Origin of the sequence: Paenibacillus campi (genome assembly GCF_034659835.1) — a bacterium.
Lineage (GTDB): Bacteria > Bacillota > Bacilli > Paenibacillales > Paenibacillaceae > Saccharibacillus > Saccharibacillus campi.
Window position 1 is genome coordinate 164,600 of sequence record NZ_JAXSQZ010000004.1, and the last position, 17,261, is coordinate 181,860.

A 17,261-nucleotide genomic window follows, 5' to 3' on the forward strand; every position below is an offset into this window, starting at 1 on the left:
AAATGACACCCAACATAAAACAGCCCGTATCGATGAAGCGGATACGGGCTGTTGAGTGCATTGTATACGGTTTAATTTTCTTTTGTTTCCGTTTGTTCACTTTCAACGGAATGGCGTGTAATTTCTAGCTTACGATAACGACGTACACTACGACGCAACACACGAATCGACAAATTCTCAAATTCATATACCGCACCGACTGGAAGATCAGGTCGCTGACCGTACAACCAGCCACCGATCGTATCTAATTCTTCATCATCCAGCTCAATATTCAACATATCGTTCACTCGATTAATGAACACTTTACCGTCTACGATCAGATGATTATCATCAACACGCTGAATTTCATCTTCTTCATCCGCATCGAATTCATCGCGAATCTCACCGACGATTTCTTCCAAAATATCCTCAATCGTGATCAAACCCGATGTACCACCATATTCGTCGACCAGGATCGCGATATGAGTGCCTTCACGCTGCATGCGTTTGAGCAAGTCTTTGACCGGAATCGTCTCGGATACCGACATGACCGGATGAATAAGCGAAGCGACATGCAGACTTTTGTTCTCCTCTGCGGCGAGGAAAAATTGCTTCGTATTCATCATACCGACGATATTGTCTTTGCTACCTTCGGCAACCGGGAATCGCGTATATTGCTCACGACGAATAATTTCGCGGTTTTCTTCAGCCGTTTTGTCCGTAAACAGACAGACCATATCGGTACGCGGTACCATCAATTCTTTGGCGATCATTTCGTCAAAAGCAAAAATACGGCTCACATAGCCATATTCACTCTGGTTAATTTTACCACTCTCATAACTTTCGTTCAGCAGGATATGCAGTTCTTCCTCACTATGTGCCTCATCGCCTTCACTTGCTGGGCGCAAACCGATTAGCTTCAGCAGCAAGTTGGCAGACCCGTTCAATATCCAGATAAACGGATACATAACACGGTTGAACAAGATGATCGGACGAGCCGTATACAGCGTTACTAGTTCAGCTTTACGCAGTGCGATCGTCTTCGGCGTCAATTCACCGACCACGACGTGGAAATACGTGACCAGAACGAGCGCAATCGCATATGACAGCACATGAGATAGCGCTGCCGGTACGTTCATTTCGTGGAACAACGGTTCCAATGCCGCTTCTACCGTCGGCTCTCCAAGCATACCAAGACCGAGGGCGGTAATCGTAATCCCAAGCTGACATGTAGACAAATAACCGTCCAGATTGGAGATGACCTGTTTGGCATAACGGGCGTTTTTGTTGCCCTCTGCGATCAGTTGATCGATGCGGCTACTGCGCACCTTTACAATCGCGAACTCGACCACTACGAAAAAGGCGGTCATCACAATCAAAATAATAAAAAGCGTTAAATTCAATCCTATATTAATACCACTGTCCGTCAAAAAACTCTCTCCCTTCGCGTACATCGGTTGCAGCAGCTTGTGCTTGCAAGCAAATCGTACGCACCAATTCGATAATGGATGTTATGCCGCCATTAGGCGGTAATCATTGGCTACAGATTGCGCTGATGATGTGTGGACAATCTGTAGCGTATCCATATAATTCGACCGGTACTTGAGCGCTGCTAGCAGCAGTCGCTTCAGCAGGAGAGGTATGCAGGAAAGCAGATGAGTGCGATCTAATGCCGACAACAGAACGAGGCTAAACATAACGCTTAGCGCAATACCGCCGCTTGGCTCCGGCGTATCATTGCCGTCATGCACAAAACGCGCATGCCCTAATGATAATGCACCGGGAGCGATCCCGTTCGTTACAGCATAATCATAATCCGTTTCGTCCGCCGATTGAAACGGCATACAAAACAAAAACATGATCAGACCGAAGGCAAATGCACTCATCTGCCGCCTTCGTGAAGGTAAATTGTCCAATGAGCATCTCCCATTTATATGACGGTATGTCCGTCTATTGATAGTCCTGTCTGCCGCCTGCTTACATGGAGGCGCAGACAAGCGATACAGCGACGCTTCATCCACATAAATGCTGAATCGAAATGATCGTGGATGAAGGAACCGACCGAAGCGCAGCGTGATAGTCGCCTGCTTCTGCCAGAATAGACGCATCAGTCAACACCGAATGCGCAGCTAATCGTGTATACGTATTGTAACGCAGTGCGTTTCAAAAGCACATTAATTTTTTGGTATCGATGTTGGCATATGAACGAAGCTGAGATCAGCAGTATGTACCGATTAGACGTTACTAATACGTTAACGCTAGGCGACATATGTAGGCTTCACCGTCTCTCCATAACGCTAGAGCCTGCTGCCAAGTAGCATGGTCGCTTCACAATCGGCGGCGAACAGTCTTCCCCAAAGTAAAAGCCTGCCACAAAGGGCAGGCTTGAACAGCAATCTATCCATTATAGCAGAGCGAATGAATGATAATGAATTACGAAGCAAGCACGATAAAAAAGATAATCGCGATCACAAACCGATACACGGCAAACACAGTCAGTGACAGGCGTTTGAGCAAGCTTAGGAATGTTTTGATCGCAACCATCGCTACGATAAAGGCAGCGATAAAGCCTGCTGCAAAAAAGCCAAAGTCGTCCATGCTCAAATATTGAGCACTTTTGTACAGATCAAGCCCTGTCGCACCGAACATGACCGGTACGGACACGAGGAACGTAAATTCGGCTGCTGCGGTGTGCGATACGCCGAGCAAAATACCGCCGGAGATCGTCGAACCAGAGCGCGAGAAGCCTGGCCACAACGCAAGACATTGGAACAAACCGATGCCAAATGCTTGTTTGTACGTAATATCGTCTACCGTCATCTCCCCGGCACTACGGCCTTTGCGCCATTCCGCATAAATCATTAGCAAACCGCCGACGACAAGGCTGTATACGACCGTTTGCGGCCCGAACAGATACTTTTTGATAACATCATGCAGCAGCAGACCGACGACGACCGCCGGCAGCATCGCAAGTGCAATATGTAAAATATTCAGGCGGCGTGGAGCGTTAATGCCGTTGCCTTGTTTGACCTTACCGCGAAATACGTCCGGAATCGTCATTAAAATATCGATAAATTTGCGCCAGTATAACACGACAACAGCGAGCACAGCGCCGAGCTGGACGACAATCTCGAACGTTTTGACCTGTTCGGAGTTTTCGTTAAGTCCGAGCAAGTAAGCAGTCAGGATCATATGCCCTGTACTGGATACCGGCAGGAACTCGGTAAGCCCCTCAACAATACCCATAATAATGGCTGAAATAATATCCACGAATGGACCTCCTTTGAATGTGTGTTTGCAAGCCGGCAAACACGATTGGACTGAATCGATCATCGTTTGGTTGACAACGGATGTACGGGTGCGGTTTCCTCCAGGATGAACTCGCTTCTATATAGTATGAGAAAAGATAGATATTCGTCAATTTGCGCTTAAGTAGCTGCCCAGCGCTGCTTTTAGGCCTAATGGCAAGGATGTGCAACGAAAGAGCTAGTCACCAATCTGTTCGTTTTAAAAGTAATCGCTTTCAATAGAAGAAACACGATAGATACATGACCCAACAGTCGAAAACTGTCGATATAAATATCGTCAAAATCGAGTCTACAAATGTATATTTCCCTGACAGGAAAGTTTTAGTTAAGATAAAGATAGTGGCTCTGTCGGTTCAACTGGCAGGCGAGCTTCCATGATTCACATACACCTGAAACACAACCAACATACAGGGAGGTTTTCAAATGGGGTTTAGAATCAACAATTTGACAGATAACAGCAATACGGTCATTCATGAGAAGCTGGGCGGCTTTACCGTACTGGAGTATATTAAAGATTTGAGCTGTACGTCCGTGATGGATGCAACCGCTCAATATTATATGTCACACAGCAATATGCGGCGCAAACAGCTAATGATCGAGCTGAACAACAGTGAGATTATGATGCGGGCAGGTGCGATGCAATATATGATGGGGCAGCTGGAAATGACGACAGGCATCCAAAGTCTGGGCGGCGCGGTCAGCAGCATTTTCAAATCGGCAGCAAGTGGCACCGGCGCAATCAAGCCGCATTATCGCGGTACAGGAACGATTATGCTCGAACCGACGTACAACTACATTTGGCTGATCGATGTGGACAATGATGAAGTGGTGATCGAAGACGGGCTATTCCTCGCTTGTGAAACGTCGCTGAAGATTGGCGTGACAGCACGCAGCAATTTCTCGTCGGCTGCACTTGGCGGGGAAGGGTTGTTTAATATGACCGCCAGAGGTAAAGGTGTACTGGCGCTAGAAGCACCGGTACCAGCAGAGGAAACGGTCGTCGTTGAGCTTGAAAATGACGAGCTGAAAGTGGACGGTAATTTTGCGATGATGTGGTCGAACTCGCTCAAATTTACGGTCGAAAAGTCCGGTAAAACGAAATTCGGTTCTGCCGCCTCCGGCGAAGGGCTCGTTAATGTGTATCGTGGCACAGGCAGTGTATGGCTATCTCCGCTAGCACCGTACAATTAAACTTTTTTTGAAAAAGGGCTGTTCAAATTCGCTTCTGTCTGCTATTATTAAATCAGGAATTAGAATAAGTCTAAATTTAAAAAAGAAAAGAGGAACTACCCATGACAACCGTAAATAACCAATCCCATACATCTGAGACTACACAACTGGAAGCCCTCTATAACGCATTAAACGTACAAATCGCTAACTGGTCTGTTCTGTACACCAAATTGCACAATTTCCACTGGTATGTAAAAGGCGAGAACTTCTACACATTGCACGCTAAATTTGAAGAACTGTACGATCAAGCGACTTTGCATATGGACGATGTAGCTGAGCGTCTGCTTGCCATCGGCGGCCGTCCGGTAGCGACACTGAAAGAACAACTGGAAATTGCTACACTGCTCGAAGCAACAGGCAGCGAATCCGCCAACCAAATGGTCGGTGCTGTGATCGAAGACTATGCTACACTGTCCGGCGAAATGAGCGAAACGATCGGTCTGGCTGAACAACTGAGCGACCACCCAACCGCTGATCTGCTGACAGGCATTCGCGGTACAGTTGAAAAAGCGGCTTGGATGTTGAATGCGTATTTGGGTCGTTAATTCGCCCAAGCTCTGTCTGCAAAATGAAGCGTAATATGCGCTAAACAGGATTACATCGAATAACATCGAATAGATTAAAAAAGGTACTCTTTGCCATTTTGCCGGCTAAAGAGTACCTTTTTGTATGCTTTGCTGTAAAGTTGCTAGTCTACTATTTGTAAGTTCGTGTTGTTAGTAGTGTTCGTATTTAAACGTAAAGCATAGTAGGTTTTTAAAATTTTAATTGCTTCTCCATTGTCCAGTTACCGGAACAGAGCCTTGAAAAAAGTTCGTGTTTAATTCTAATTGTACAGCAGCACTAGCAACCTGAGGGCTATCTAACGAATAGGTATTACCTCCACTGACAGCTCTTGTCCATGCTCCATTTCCAGCACCTGAATTGGTTCTGGCGTCTAATGTAGCTCCTCCCGTAGAATTCAGTTTTAATCCAGCCAAAGTATTAGAAGTTGATTTAAATTGAGTGGATGAGTACCAACTACTGTTAATGCCAGGTACAGTGCCACTAAAGGATTGGTACGAAGTTGCTGCGTAAACAAAGCTTGAAGATAAAGCGCCAAATAATAACATTCCGACGAAAGCCTTTTTTTTGCTCGACATCCAATCTACTCCTTTTATGTAAAATTACATTTGGAGTATATTATGCTTTTTTTATGGAAAAAAAGAATTTTTTTTCTTTGTAAATAAATATATAATAGCTTGTTGTAAGAGGATGTATCAGTTGTTTGCAGCGGTAAAATATATTTTCTTTATATCGCTGTTTGAATAAGCGAGTGAGCTGCATGTAACTTTCAAAATTTACAGAAGGGAGAAAGCAATGAGACTGATTTTACAAGAGATCAAAAGCCAGTTTAGTATCAAATCGATGCTAGGTTTATTGGTGATTGCCATTGCATGCCTAGTGGCGGGGAGTGTTCAAAGTCGATCTTATATCCTTCGTGATCAATTGGATTTACTAGGGCTAGTGATGAACCTTATTTTGCCGCTTGTGTTTCCGGTGCTTGTTTTGATCGTATACGTATTTCCATTTGTGGGGGAAGTGCGCCATCGTGCTCTCGTTTATACGCGTACTCGAATTTCAATCGTGCACTTGCTAGCTGTCAAACAGACGGCTAATATGTGGACGACGTTTATCGTATTTGCCTGTATGACACTACTCATTTTTATGTATGTGTATGTTGTTGATCCACTTTATGTACATACTTCGTTTTATCCAGAACGGTTTGGCATCAATAGTATGAATCATGCACAAAATATGTATATGCGCCATACATTTACGTCATTTTTACAGTACGGAACATTTGCATTTGCAGGCATATATTGCATATGGGTAGGGATTTTTGCTTGTTTGTATGCGGGTATTGCTTTGCAGCTCGTTATTTTGTTGTCGAATTCGTTGCTGGCGATTTCGTTGCCGTATATTTTTTATATTTTGGCTAGCTTTTTGTGTAGTGTCATTCCGGGCTTGTATTATTTTCAACCGTTTCGAGTGATTTTTCCATTATATGATGTGCAGGCACCTTTATGGACGGCATTGCTGACTTTAGCTGTGCATATGTTCATTTTCATCGGTTTGCGGCAATTGATCCAGCGACGTTTACGCCGAGGTGAAGTGCTGACGTGAAGATGGTGAAATCGCTGCTTCGTGAAGGGTTCACTTGGAAATGGTTGCTTGTGTATGGAGTGTTATTGCTGATGAGCAATGCTAGCAATCGTGTATTATTGCAAAATCAAGCTGTGCTTGGTGCGCAGGCGAGCATATGGGATCGTTTGTTATTGTCGTTTAGTCATACCGCATTGCTCGTTTATGTGATGATGCCATTTTCTATATTGCTGTCTGTGATGGTGATTCAGCGCAACCTGGATCATGTAGTACGGATACGGTGTCAAAGTTGGTGTAGGTGGATCATTTGGGTGATGACCGAGTATTTGCCTGTTTTAAGTATGATGTTGCTCTGTTTAGTCTGTTCGGTTATCGTTTTGGGGTCGGTATTTCGAGCTGGTCATAGTTGGAGTGCGTTTGCTGATGAGCCGTCCAATAGTGTTAACTGGTTTAGCGCGCTAGCCGCTCAGTCTGGCATGCCGCCTATTGTCGTGATCGTCATCCATATTGTGCAATTGGCGTTTTTCCTTATGTTTGTGCATCTGATATTAACGCTTATACAGATGTTAGTTGGTAGGAAGTATAGTGCAGCGGTAGCAGGTGGAGTTGTTTATGTGTATATTGCGCTTGCGTCCCATTATTTTCCGCTAAATGGGTGGAATCCGATTGTGTATATGTCTGCTTCAACGGTTGCCGTCGTGTACCATTCGTATTGTACAGGCTTGTGGATAATGGCATGTCTGGCAGTAGTGCTCGCAAGTGTAGCATGCTGGATGCAAAAGAGGTGATTGTAATTGCAATGGCGCTTGATTCGTACAAGTTCAGCGAAACAAATGATTGCGTATAGTTTATATGTCGGGCTGGTAGTGTTAGGTCTGCTCGTTCCGTTTCCAGGCATAGCAACTATACGAACAATCGAAGATTTGATCTATACTCGTTTATATGGCTACAACGATCATGGTGCCAATATCGTGGCATTATTTTATTTTTGGCTTGTATTTTTTGGATATATATATGTGCAGATGGTAAAGCTTGACCGTGAATGGTCGGTAGATGTGTATTATTGTCTTATTCGTTATGGTCGTTCATTGGCTTGGTTTCTGCATGATATGAAACACGCGGGAATGAGAGCAGCGGTCTTTTTAAGCGGTTTAATCGTTGTTTGTATGTTGATTGGAGTATGTAGAGGGCTAAGCTGGACACCATCTGGATACACTGAATTGACGATTACACAATTGTTGTATCATGTGCTAATCAATGGTTGGCTGCAAATAATGAACTATGAATTGTTTTTGCTCATTTTGCATTGGCTCAGTCCAAGAGCGGACGTGCGATTTGCTGGCTTGATTTGGCTGGTCATCTTGTCAACGCCGTTATTTGCACATATGTACGTTCCTTCAGGATTAAATGCACTTGGACAGATTGCGCATGGCTGGGCAGATATGTTGCCCATTACAGGGCTGTTAGTCGTATGGATGATTATACAATGCATCGTGGCGTCGATTGTATTTCAAAAATTACCGCCTGCTACGTGATGGATACATACATTGTTTAAATATGGAGGTCGATGTGATGAATGTGATTGAGCTGACCAATGTAAGCAAAACGTTCAAAAACCATCTTTTATTTCAAAATGTTAATGTTACGTTTGCAAAAGGCAAGATTTATGGCATTACAGGTGCTAATGGCTCGGGTAAATCTGTGTTATTCAAAATGATCTGTTTGTTTGTGAAACCAGACTCCGGTACGGTTCACATCCATCCTGACTATTTGCCTAAAGGTAGAGATTTCCCGCAGCAATTTGGGATTTTAATTAATAGTCCTGGTTATATTGCGAGCCTGACGGGGGTTGAAAATTTGGAACGATGGGCAAGCATACAACACAAAATTACGAAACAAGATATTGAGCTTGCAATGGAACAGGTAGGATTAGAACCGAATTCTAAGCAGAAGTTAAGTAAATATTCTTTAGGAATGAAGCAAAAAATCGGTCTCGCCCAAGCGATAATGGAACAGCAGCAAGTATTGATTTTGGATGAGCCATTTAATGCGCTCGATCAGGATAGCGTAGATCGTATTAGTGGATTGCTAGAAACGTTCCGGCGTGAAGGACGAACGATCGTGCTGACAAGTCATCAACAGACCGACATTGATCGTTTATGTGATGAAGTGTACCGGATTGAGCGGCAGACATTAGTTCATGTTAAATAAGTCATATTAATGTCATACAATGCAGCTGTTTTTATTATATGGGATTTTTGGAAAGTAGAAGGATGTAAAATAGACTTGTTAAGCAGCTTGAAAGTGCATGCGACTCGGCATGCGCTTTTTTTTCACAATATCGCCAATGATGGGGATACAACGTGCAGTGGAAATGTTTTAAAGTTGAAATAAAGCTATCGTTATGGATATGCCTTCAGTTGTATAAATTAAACGAACGATTGAACATACTTGGATTTATGGATAGATGGTAATCGGTTTGCGGGTGGGCGATTTTGATTTTTTGGACGAGGTGGAACATATGGCAATCTCTTATCCGCTGCTGCAAGAAGCGGAATTATTCATCAAGCAATGTTATATGGAACTAGGGAAGGATGGCGCTGAAGCTGAGCAGCGTTTACGGGATATTGACGAAGCGATTCGTATTAGCGGCACGTATGTTCATACGACCGCAGAACTGGAACATGGCGCCAAAATGGCGTGGCGTAACAGCAATCGCTGTATCGGACGTTTATTTTGGGACAATCTAGTTGTGCGTGATGCACGCCATGTGCACGGAACGGATCAGATAGCGCAGGAGCTGATCACACATATTCGTTATGCGACCAATGGTGGCAAAATTCGTCCGACGATTACGATCTTTCGCCCGCGTGATCCGGACGGGCGTGAAGTGAGAATTTGGAATCATCAATTGATCCGCTATGCCGGCTATACAACCGCATATGGAACGGTGGGTGATCCGGCATCGCTTGCGTTTACGAAGCTGTGTCAGCAGCTCGGTTGGACGGGGGAGCAAAGTGCATTTGATGTGTTGCCGCTCGTCATTAGTGAGACGGACGGCAAGCCTAAATGGTATTCGATCTCAGCGCAAGATGTGCTGGAAGTGCCGATGCAGCATAGCGATTATCCTGCATTTACAGCGCTGGAATTAAAATGGTATGCTGTTCCCATTGTGTCGGAGATGCGGCTGAATATCGGTGGGATTCAGTATACGGCAGCACCGTTTAATGGTTGGTATATGGGCACCGAGATCGGTGCGCGTAATTTTGCCGATGAAGACCGTTACAATTTGTTGCCAGATATGGCGAACATTATGGGACTGGACACATCGAGCAAAGCGACATTATGGCAGGATCGGGCGCTAGTCGAGTTGAATGCTGCTGTGTTATACTCCTACAAAAAAGCAGGCGTTAGCATCGTCGATCACCATACGGCAGCAGCGCAGTTCCGCAGGTTTGAGGAGCGCGAGCAAGCGGCAGGGCGTGAGTTGACAGGCAACTGGACATGGCTGATTCCGCCATTGTCTCCGGCGACGACGCATATTTTCCATCGTTCGTATGACAATCGGGTCGTTACCCCTAATTTCTTTTATCAGGATAAAAAATATGAACGAACAGATACCGGCAGCACAGGTGGAGGTGGCTGTCCGTTTCATTGAGAGGATGAATCGTTGAACCATGCTAGGCATTGGGAGAAATCCGGCATTACACAAGATGAATAAGCAGATGCAAAGCTTTGTGAATCCGGCGCGGCTCATTCCGATTGGATTCGCTGTACTGATCGCTTTGGGGACGCTGCTGCTTAGCTTGCCGCTTGCCGGATCGCACGGGCATTCGGTCGGCTGGCTGAATGCGTTATTTATGGCTACATCCGCCGTCTGTGTAACCGGGCTTGCGGTTATTGATACAGGCACCTCGTTTTCGCTCTTTGGTCAGGTCGTGATTATGGTATTGATCCAGATCGGCGGGCTTGGCTTTATGACGTTCGGGGTGCTGTTTGCAGTGCTGTTGGGCAAGCAGATCGGATTGAAGCAACGGTTGATGATTCAGCAGGCGACCAATGCTTTTTCCACACAGGGACTCGTACGGTTATCGCTGAACATTTTTGCGATCGCATTTGTGCTGGAATTTGTGGCGATGGTGACGCTGGCGCTGCATTGGACGCCGGATTTGGGCTGGAAGCGCGCCTGGTATTATGGAGCATTTTATGCGATTTCGTCGTTTAACAATGCCGGATTTGCGCTTAAACCGGATAGTCTGTCCGAACATGTCGGTGATCCGGTCGTTAATACGGTCGTGATCACATTGTTTGTTATCGGTGGGCTGGGCTTTATCGTAGTCACCGATATTTTGCGCAAACGGAACTGGCATAAATTTTCGCTCAATACGAAGCTTGTGCTCGTGTCATCGCTCATTGCGACTCTGTTTGGCTTCTTATTCGTGTTGATCGCGGAATGGTCGAACCCGGCAACACTCGGCCCGCTTAGTCTAGGTGAGAAAATATGGGCGTCCCTGTTCCAGGGCATTATGCCGCGCTCGTCCGGGTACAATACGATTAATATCGGCGGTTTGACGGCAGCGACGCAGTTTGTGTTTATTATGTTGATGTTTATCGGGGCAGCCAGTGGCTCGACCGGGGGCGGGATCAAGATTAATACATTTGCGATTTTGATGTTATGTCTGTACAGCGTCGTGCGGGGACGCTCGGAAATTCATGCGTTTCAGCGGAAAATAAGTTTTGAAATGGCTTTCCGCGCACTCGCGGTCATTATGATCTCGCTCGGGATCGTCGTTGTGCTAACGATCGTATTGACGATTACCGAACAGGGTACAAGCAGCAATTTCCTTGCCATCTTCTATGAATCCGTATCCGCATTCGGCACCGTAGGCTCGTCGATGGGCTTAACGCCCAATCTGTCGCCAGCCGGTAAAGTCGTCGTTGTCATTACGATGTACATCGGTCGTTTAGGCCCACTGGCACTCGCTTTTGCGCTAGCACGTAACAATAAGCCGACCAAGTATAGCTATCCAGAGGAAAAGGTACTGATCGGTTGAGTAGGAGTATACGTAAAATTATGCCGGAAACGTAGATCGATGGTTTTAATTTCAAATATAAACAGCCCCATTACGATGTTCCATCAGAGTCTATACCTTGCAAAGGGATAAACTGATTGGTCAAGTAAATGGGGCTGTTTTTAGTTTTGCTAATTCATGATTTTGCTGTCAATTTATGAACTTGTTCCAGTACATTGCTATTTTAAAGTAGGTGATAAGAAAACTACCTGAAATCTCGCAAAACAGGTAGGTTGGCTTATTCAGTTATGCGAGTACTATTTATTTTAGATTTAGATTTAGATTTAGATTTAGATTTAGATTTAGATTTAGATGCTCTACTACCTGCTCCCCCCCCCATACAGAGCTGCTCGCAAACAAGCATGTATGATGCGAGGCGCACGGAACGGAGGGGAGGAAATAAGGGGTAAGGACGACTTTTGAGCACGGGAATCTACCTTCCCTCCTACTCCGTAGATTCCTGTGCGAGACGGGAGTCCGTCCCCTTATTCCTCGCCGCAGTGGTGCCCGCCCCACCATACAAAGTTTGCAAGCAAGCTCCCCCCAATTACATATGCTCCGCCTGATTCATTCGTCGCTCCCACCAGCTCAGCAGCTTGCTAAGCGAATACGTCAAAATTAAATAAATTAGCGCTGCCGTCAAATACGGTTCCCAAATGCGCAAATACTGTCCGCGCATCAGATTGGCATAATACATCAATTCTTTGGCAGCGATAATCGTGAGTAACGATGAATCTTTAATAAGCACGATAAATTCATTGCCAAACGCCGGAATCATCCGCTTAATCGCTTGTGGCAAAATAATATAACGCATCGTTTGGCGACGGTTCATACCGAGTGACAGTGCCGCTTCGGTCTGCCCTTTTTCGACCGACTGAATGCCGGCGCGGAATATTTCCGCACTGTAACCGGCAGAGTTAAGCGTTAGTGACAAAATAGCGGCGAACAGCACGTCCGTGCGACCGATCAGCAACGGCACAACGCCAAAGTGAACGAGCAAAATTTGCACCAACAACGGCGTGCCGCGAAAAAAATTAATATAACACGCCGCCGGCAGCCGCACGTACGCATGTCTCGACATCCGTCCGAAGCCAACGACCAATCCAAGCACCGAACCGAGCAAAATGCTGACGATGGACACGCCGATCGTCAACAATGTGCCTTTGAGCAGGAGTGGGATGTAGTACAAAATAATATCAATCCGAAAATCGCTCATCACGCCGCTCCTTTTAGCCTTTAGCCATCGCTGCTTTCAAATTAGTTAAATCAGGTGCGGTACCGAACCATTTTTTATAAATCTCGGTGTATGTGCCATTGTCGATAATCGTTTGAATCGCCGGATCGAGCTTCGCTTTGAGCGCACTGTCTTTTGGATAGATAATGCCGTAATATTCGGATTTAAAATGGGTCGGGTCGGAGATGCTGACCAACTTTTTGTCGGGATTGTTTTTAATATATTCGCGCACGATGGCGATATCGGCAACAACGGCATCGGCGCCACCACTGTCCAGTTCCATCAGCGCCAGTGCATTACTTTCAAACCGGCTTAAATTGCTGTTGTCTTTGCCCATAATGCCGGACATGAGAATGTCAGCGGTAGTACCGTTTTGTACAGCGACCTTTTTGTTTTTCAGATCGAGCGCGGATTTGATATCACTGCCCTGTTTGACCAAAATAACATTGGTTGATTCAAAATAAGGCAGTGAAAAGGAATAGCTCTGTTTGCGCTCGTCGGTAATCGATACCGATGAAATGCCTGCTTGATATTCCGTACCTTGCCGCACACTTTCCAGCATCGTATCCCAGCCGGTATTGGTCACATCATATGCCATGCCTGCCTGCTTCATAACCGCAGCGAGAAAATCAATATCAAAGCCTTTGACTTGATCCAAGTCCATAAATTCCATCGGTGCATACGAGGCATCGGTAGCGAATTTGACGGGTGTGCTATTCGTTGTTGCTGTTTCTGTACTGTCACTGTCTGCACTTGTAGTCGTTGCTGGCGTTTGTTGTGGCGGTGGTGTGCCGCAGCCTGCCAGTATAACGAATATCGTTGTTAACAACAATAACATGATTGACTTTTTCAAAGGCTTTTCCCCCATTAACTCGATTTTATAGTCGTAATTTTAACAGCAAATGACAGTTGCTACAATGTATATTTATACTATGTGTTAAATAAATTAACTTATATTGTACGAAAATCAGCGATAAAATAACTATAACGATTTAATTATACGCTAGTATGTGAATAAAACTAACAATAAAAATCCAATTCAAACGTATCGACAGCGCAGCTTGAACCGTTATGATACACTTAAGCAATGGATCGAACCTGAATGTAAAGGATGGAGAATGATGAACGAACAACAAATTGAGATCAGTACAAATGTACTGATTGACTGTCTTGGACTGCAAGCGGGTGAATCGCTTATCGTCGTTACCGATGATAGCCGCAAACAATTGGCAGAGGCGCTGTATGAAGGTGGCAAACGTTTAGGTGCGGAAGCGATGCTAATCGTAATGCAAGAACGCAGTCGTTCCGGCGAGGAACCGCCTGCCTCTGTCGCGGTAGCGATGATGAACGCTGCGGTCGTTGTCTGTGTGACGCGTTATTCGCTAACCCATACCGCTGCGCGCAAGCAAGCTGCCGCCGCTGGTGCACGGGTCGCCACCATGCCGGGCATTACCGAGGATATGTTTACTCATGGCGCGATTACGGCAAATTATGCCGAAGTGAAGGCGCTGACCGAGCAGGTGACCGGCTGGCTGACAGACGCTTCGACCGTACGGATCGAGAAGGATGGCTATCGTCTGACCTTTTCGATTGAAAATCGTGAAGGTGTGCCGAGCACTGGGCTATATTTGAATCCGGGTGAATCCGGTAATTTGCCTTCTGGTGAAGCGTATATTGCGCCGCTGGAAGGTACAGCTTCCGGTCAGTTGCTGGCAGACGGCTCGGTAGCGGGTTTAGGGGCGTTGGCACAGCCGCTGTTGTTGACGGTGGAACATGGGCGTCTTGTAGCAGCGGAAGGCAATCTGGGCACTGAGCTGCTCGATATGCTCGGTGATGAGCACGGACGGATGCTGGGGGAGTTTGGCATCGGAACTAACAATAAAGCGCGTATTACAGGTGTCGTACTGGAAGATGAGAAAGTGTACGGTACGATCCATGTGGCATTTGGCAGTAACAATACGTTTGGTGGTACGATTGCGGCGGGCGTACATATCGATATTGTCGTCAAGCAGCCGGATGTGTATTTGGACGATCGTCTTATTATGCGTGCTGGTGAGCTGGTCGACGCATGAACAGCAACATAAATGATAGCGATACAATCATAAATTAGAATGAATTGGCGTAATGGCGGTGAACAACAATGATAAAGGCTGAATTGACCGTACGCGAGTTGCTGCAATTGCCGCTGCTGCAAGGCACATCCGTGCTTAGCGGCAGCCAAGGGCTTAAACGGGCTGTACGTTTTATAGATATATTGGAACTACCGGAACCGGATCATGGACTGAAGACGGGCGTGTTGCTGATGACGAGCGGATACAGTTTGCGCGATCAGCCCGCACGTCTCGCACAGTTGATTCGCGCGCTTGCCGGGCACGGTGCGGCTGGACTAGCGATTAAGTCGGATGGCTATTTGCCTGTCTTGCCGTTGGAAGCGGTGCAGGCGAGTGAGCAGTACGGATTGCCAGTGCTGGAGCTGCCGGAAGGGGCGAATTATGCGGAGTTGATTCAGGCGGTAACGGCGCGCATTTTAAGCCATCCGATTGTAGTCGAACAGCGCTCGGATGAGGCGTACCGCAAGCTGACGGCGATGGTGCTTGAAAATATCGGTATTCAGGCGGTGAATGATCATGTGTCCGGTCTGCTCAAAGCGCCGGTTGCCGTCATTGACAATAGCGGAGCGACGATTGTCGCTTCTCCAGTAGGTTGGGATTATCGGCAAGCGATTTATCCGCTGCGTCGTACGATTCAGGTCGATCGGCGCAATGTGGCGACATTGATCGTCGATAAACAAACATTAGATACGCTGGAAGAAACAGGTATCGAACAAGCGCGACTTGTGCTCGCGCTGGAACTGATGCGCAACCGGATCATTATGGATACAGGGCATCGGCTGCGCGGCAACTTTATCGATGAGCTAATGACCCCACCTACACCACCGCGTCATGAGGTGGAAGAACGCGGACGACAGCTTGGAATGGACCCGTCCCAATTGTGGGAAGTTGCTGTGATCGAAGGACAGACTGCACCGGAGGAGGAGTGGATCAGTCAGCTGCTAGAGCCGGAGGCGGCTCGTTATGGTGTGCGTCCTCATGTGGAGTTTCGCAGCAATCGTGCGATATTGTTTTTGCCTACACCGGTGGCGACGGATGAACATGAGGTACGGCGCAAGCAGGAGTTGATTCCGTGGACAGCAATCGTAGGCGGTTGGCTGGACGATCGGCAGGGGATGTTGACCGGATACCGGGCAGGGATTGGGCGTCCGACATGGTTATGGGATATTCACGAAAGCTACAGCGAAGCGCGGCATTCGCTGTCCATTTCGCGACGCTTAAGCGGCGGTGGTGCACTGACCGCTTACAAAGATATCGAGATTTACCATCTGCTGCGGGCGACTGTGGATGAGCGTGGGTTTGAGGAATTGTTTGACCGCAAGCTCGGTAAACTCAAACAATACGATGAAGAACATAATAGCGATCTGCTGCGTACATTGTTCTTTTATTTGGAAAGTCGCGGCAGTCTGATGGATACGGCGGCACAACTGTTTATCCATCGCAATTCGGTCAAATATCGGCTGGAACGTATACGTGAGATTGCCGGATTTGATCTGACTGATCCGCATGAGCAGTTTGTTTGTCATCTGTGCTTGATTTATTACTATTTATTGGAGCGACCGAATTAACGTATCTGTGCCCGCTTATTCGTTCGTTTGTAGCTGGATGGAGAGTTCAAATAAGTGCTGCATAACTTGCATAGAAATGGATGCAATATACGGCAGCAAGTAGCAAGTAGCAAGCAGCTTAAGCTCATGCGCCGTTTGTGTATACGTATTGCCTATCACTCACTGTACACGGACTTGTAAACTTTATATACACAATTCCTGCGTATTAGCAGTAAGCTGTGATGGTATAGGAAGCGAACGAAGCGAACATATTATAGCTGGATAAAATAAACCCGATAAGCTCCGTACAATCGATTGGTTGTGCTGGCTCATCGGGTTTATTTGTTGTTTGAAACGTGTATGATCTCGCTTGTAGGGGTGGGAAAGGAGTTATCTTTATTTTGGAATAAAATGTATTTTATTTAAAATATTATATTTTATGGATAAGAAAAGGAGTTAAAATGTACGGAAATGTGAAAAAGTTTCGTAAATACTCAAAATTTTGGCTAAATATATTAACTTAGCAACCACTCTTGTCCGATAAATGAACAGTTGGTCACTTTTACATATAAATGTAGGCATATGTTGTGACCGGAAGGATGGTGTCATTGCCATGAATGTCTGATCGTTTGGAG

General features: G+C 46.1%; 16 protein-coding genes. 10 read left to right on the forward strand and 6 right to left on the reverse strand.

The genetic code is table 11. From position 1 onward, the window contains the following. Positions 1-71: 71 nt before the first annotated feature. The 3 genes from U1I11_RS11765 to bacA form a co-directional block, all read right to left on the reverse strand. Positions 72-1,433, reverse strand: a complete 1,362-nt coding sequence (locus tag U1I11_RS11765) for a hemolysin family protein (RefSeq protein ID WP_416235617.1) — start codon at positions 1,431-1,433, stop codon at positions 72-74. A gap of 57 nt (positions 1,434-1,490) precedes the next feature. After that, positions 1,491-1,865: a hypothetical protein gene (locus U1I11_RS11770; protein ID WP_322906326.1), complete on the reverse strand. Its 375-nt coding sequence runs from the start codon at positions 1,863-1,865 to the stop codon at positions 1,491-1,493. Between the two features lie 547 nt (positions 1,866-2,412). Continuing rightward, the gene (bacA, locus tag U1I11_RS11775) at positions 2,413-3,249 is read right to left on the reverse strand and encodes an undecaprenyl-diphosphate phosphatase (protein WP_322906327.1); all 837 of its coding nucleotides are present in this window, start codon (positions 3,247-3,249) and stop codon (positions 2,413-2,415) included. A gap of 461 nt (positions 3,250-3,710) precedes the next feature. Between bacA and U1I11_RS11780 the strand changes: the two genes are divergently transcribed. Together U1I11_RS11780 and U1I11_RS11785 are read left to right on the forward strand one after the other, a co-directional pair. Then, positions 3,711-4,478 carry an AIM24 family protein gene (locus U1I11_RS11780; RefSeq protein WP_322906328.1) on the forward strand — a complete coding sequence of 256 codons (768 nt, stop codon included), beginning with the start codon at positions 3,711-3,713 and terminating at the stop codon, positions 4,476-4,478. A 101-nt stretch (positions 4,479-4,579) separates the two neighbouring features. Beyond that, positions 4,580-5,062 (forward strand): Dps family protein, encoded by a 483-nt coding sequence (locus U1I11_RS11785; protein ID WP_322906329.1) that lies wholly within the window; start codon positions 4,580-4,582, stop codon positions 5,060-5,062. A gap of 219 nt (positions 5,063-5,281) precedes the next feature. Here the strand turns inward: U1I11_RS11785 and U1I11_RS11790 are convergent, their stop codons facing one another. Beyond that, positions 5,282-5,659, reverse strand: a complete 378-nt coding sequence (locus tag U1I11_RS11790) for a hypothetical protein (RefSeq protein WP_322906330.1) — start codon at positions 5,657-5,659, stop codon at positions 5,282-5,284. Between the two features lie 217 nt (positions 5,660-5,876). On the opposite strand from U1I11_RS11790, the gene U1I11_RS11795 reads away from it, so the two are divergent. From U1I11_RS11795 to U1I11_RS11820, 6 genes are all read left to right on the forward strand, one after another. Continuing rightward, positions 5,877-6,683: a hypothetical protein gene (locus tag U1I11_RS11795; protein ID WP_322906331.1), complete on the forward strand. Its 807-nt coding sequence runs from the start codon at positions 5,877-5,879 to the stop codon at positions 6,681-6,683. Continuing rightward, positions 6,680-7,450, forward strand: coding sequence for a hypothetical protein (locus U1I11_RS11800; protein WP_322906332.1), 771 nt, complete (start codon positions 6,680-6,682; stop codon positions 7,448-7,450). The genes U1I11_RS11795 and U1I11_RS11800 overlap by 4 nt, the downstream gene beginning before the upstream one ends. Positions 7,451-7,456: 6 nt before the next feature. Then, positions 7,457-8,197, forward strand: a complete 741-nt coding sequence (locus U1I11_RS11805; protein WP_322906333.1) for a hypothetical protein — start codon at positions 7,457-7,459, stop codon at positions 8,195-8,197. 37 nt (positions 8,198-8,234) lie between these two features. Beyond that, positions 8,235-8,873: an ABC transporter ATP-binding protein gene (locus U1I11_RS11810; protein WP_322906334.1), complete on the forward strand. Its 639-nt coding sequence runs from the start codon at positions 8,235-8,237 to the stop codon at positions 8,871-8,873. Between the two features lie 310 nt (positions 8,874-9,183). Next, entirely contained in the window at positions 9,184-10,320 is a 1,137-nt protein-coding gene (locus tag U1I11_RS11815) for a nitric oxide synthase oxygenase (RefSeq protein ID WP_322906599.1), read from the forward strand. A gap of 55 nt (positions 10,321-10,375) precedes the next feature. Next, positions 10,376-11,716 carry a TrkH family potassium uptake protein gene (locus U1I11_RS11820; RefSeq protein WP_322906335.1) on the forward strand — a complete coding sequence of 447 codons (1,341 nt, stop codon included), beginning with the start codon at positions 10,376-10,378 and terminating at the stop codon, positions 11,714-11,716. Between the two features lie 565 nt (positions 11,717-12,281). Here U1I11_RS11820 and U1I11_RS11825 read toward each other — a convergent pair. Next, positions 12,282-12,950 (reverse strand): amino acid ABC transporter permease, encoded by a 669-nt coding sequence (locus tag U1I11_RS11825; RefSeq protein ID WP_322906336.1) that lies wholly within the window; start codon positions 12,948-12,950, stop codon positions 12,282-12,284. A 13-nt stretch (positions 12,951-12,963) separates the two neighbouring features. Next, on the reverse strand, positions 12,964-13,821 hold the full coding sequence (locus tag U1I11_RS11830) for a basic amino acid ABC transporter substrate-binding protein (RefSeq protein ID WP_322906337.1): 858 nt from the start codon (positions 13,819-13,821) through the stop codon (positions 12,964-12,966). A gap of 268 nt (positions 13,822-14,089) precedes the next feature. Between U1I11_RS11830 and U1I11_RS11835 the strand changes: the two genes are divergently transcribed. Further along, positions 14,090-15,040 carry an aminopeptidase gene (locus U1I11_RS11835; RefSeq protein ID WP_322906600.1) on the forward strand — a complete coding sequence of 317 codons (951 nt, stop codon included), beginning with the start codon at positions 14,090-14,092 and terminating at the stop codon, positions 15,038-15,040. 68 nt (positions 15,041-15,108) lie between these two features. Continuing rightward, positions 15,109-16,647, forward strand: a complete 1,539-nt coding sequence (locus tag U1I11_RS11840; RefSeq protein ID WP_322906338.1) for a PucR family transcriptional regulator — start codon at positions 15,109-15,111, stop codon at positions 16,645-16,647. Positions 16,648-17,261: the final 614 nt, after the last annotated feature.

What these genes read in the sequence shown, in the direction of transcription:
- U1I11_RS11765 (WP_416235617.1), bottom strand. Translation starts at nt 1,433, where the DNA reads ATGTACGCGAAGGGAGAGAGTTTTTTGACGGACAGTGGTATTAATATA.
- U1I11_RS11770 (WP_322906326.1), bottom strand. Translation starts at nt 1,865, where the DNA reads ATGAGTGCATTTGCCTTCGGTCTGATCATGTTTTTGTTTTGTATGCCG.
- U1I11_RS11780 (WP_322906328.1), top strand. Translation starts at nt 3,711, where the DNA reads ATGGGGTTTAGAATCAACAATTTGACAGATAACAGCAATACGGTCATT.
- U1I11_RS11785 (WP_322906329.1), top strand. Translation starts at nt 4,580, where the DNA reads ATGACAACCGTAAATAACCAATCCCATACATCTGAGACTACACAACTG.
- U1I11_RS11790 (WP_322906330.1), bottom strand. Translation starts at nt 5,659, where the DNA reads ATGTCGAGCAAAAAAAAGGCTTTCGTCGGAATGTTATTATTTGGCGCT.
- U1I11_RS11795 (WP_322906331.1), top strand. Translation starts at nt 5,877, where the DNA reads ATGAGACTGATTTTACAAGAGATCAAAAGCCAGTTTAGTATCAAATCG.
- U1I11_RS11810 (WP_322906334.1), top strand. Translation starts at nt 8,235, where the DNA reads ATGAATGTGATTGAGCTGACCAATGTAAGCAAAACGTTCAAAAACCAT.
- U1I11_RS11815 (WP_322906599.1), top strand. Translation starts at nt 9,184, where the DNA reads ATGGCAATCTCTTATCCGCTGCTGCAAGAAGCGGAATTATTCATCAAG.
- U1I11_RS11820 (WP_322906335.1), top strand. Translation starts at nt 10,376, where the DNA reads ATGAATAAGCAGATGCAAAGCTTTGTGAATCCGGCGCGGCTCATTCCG.
- U1I11_RS11825 (WP_322906336.1), bottom strand. Translation starts at nt 12,950, where the DNA reads ATGAGCGATTTTCGGATTGATATTATTTTGTACTACATCCCACTCCTG.
- U1I11_RS11835 (WP_322906600.1), top strand. Translation starts at nt 14,090, where the DNA reads ATGAACGAACAACAAATTGAGATCAGTACAAATGTACTGATTGACTGT.
- U1I11_RS11840 (WP_322906338.1), top strand. Translation starts at nt 15,109, where the DNA reads ATGATAAAGGCTGAATTGACCGTACGCGAGTTGCTGCAATTGCCGCTG.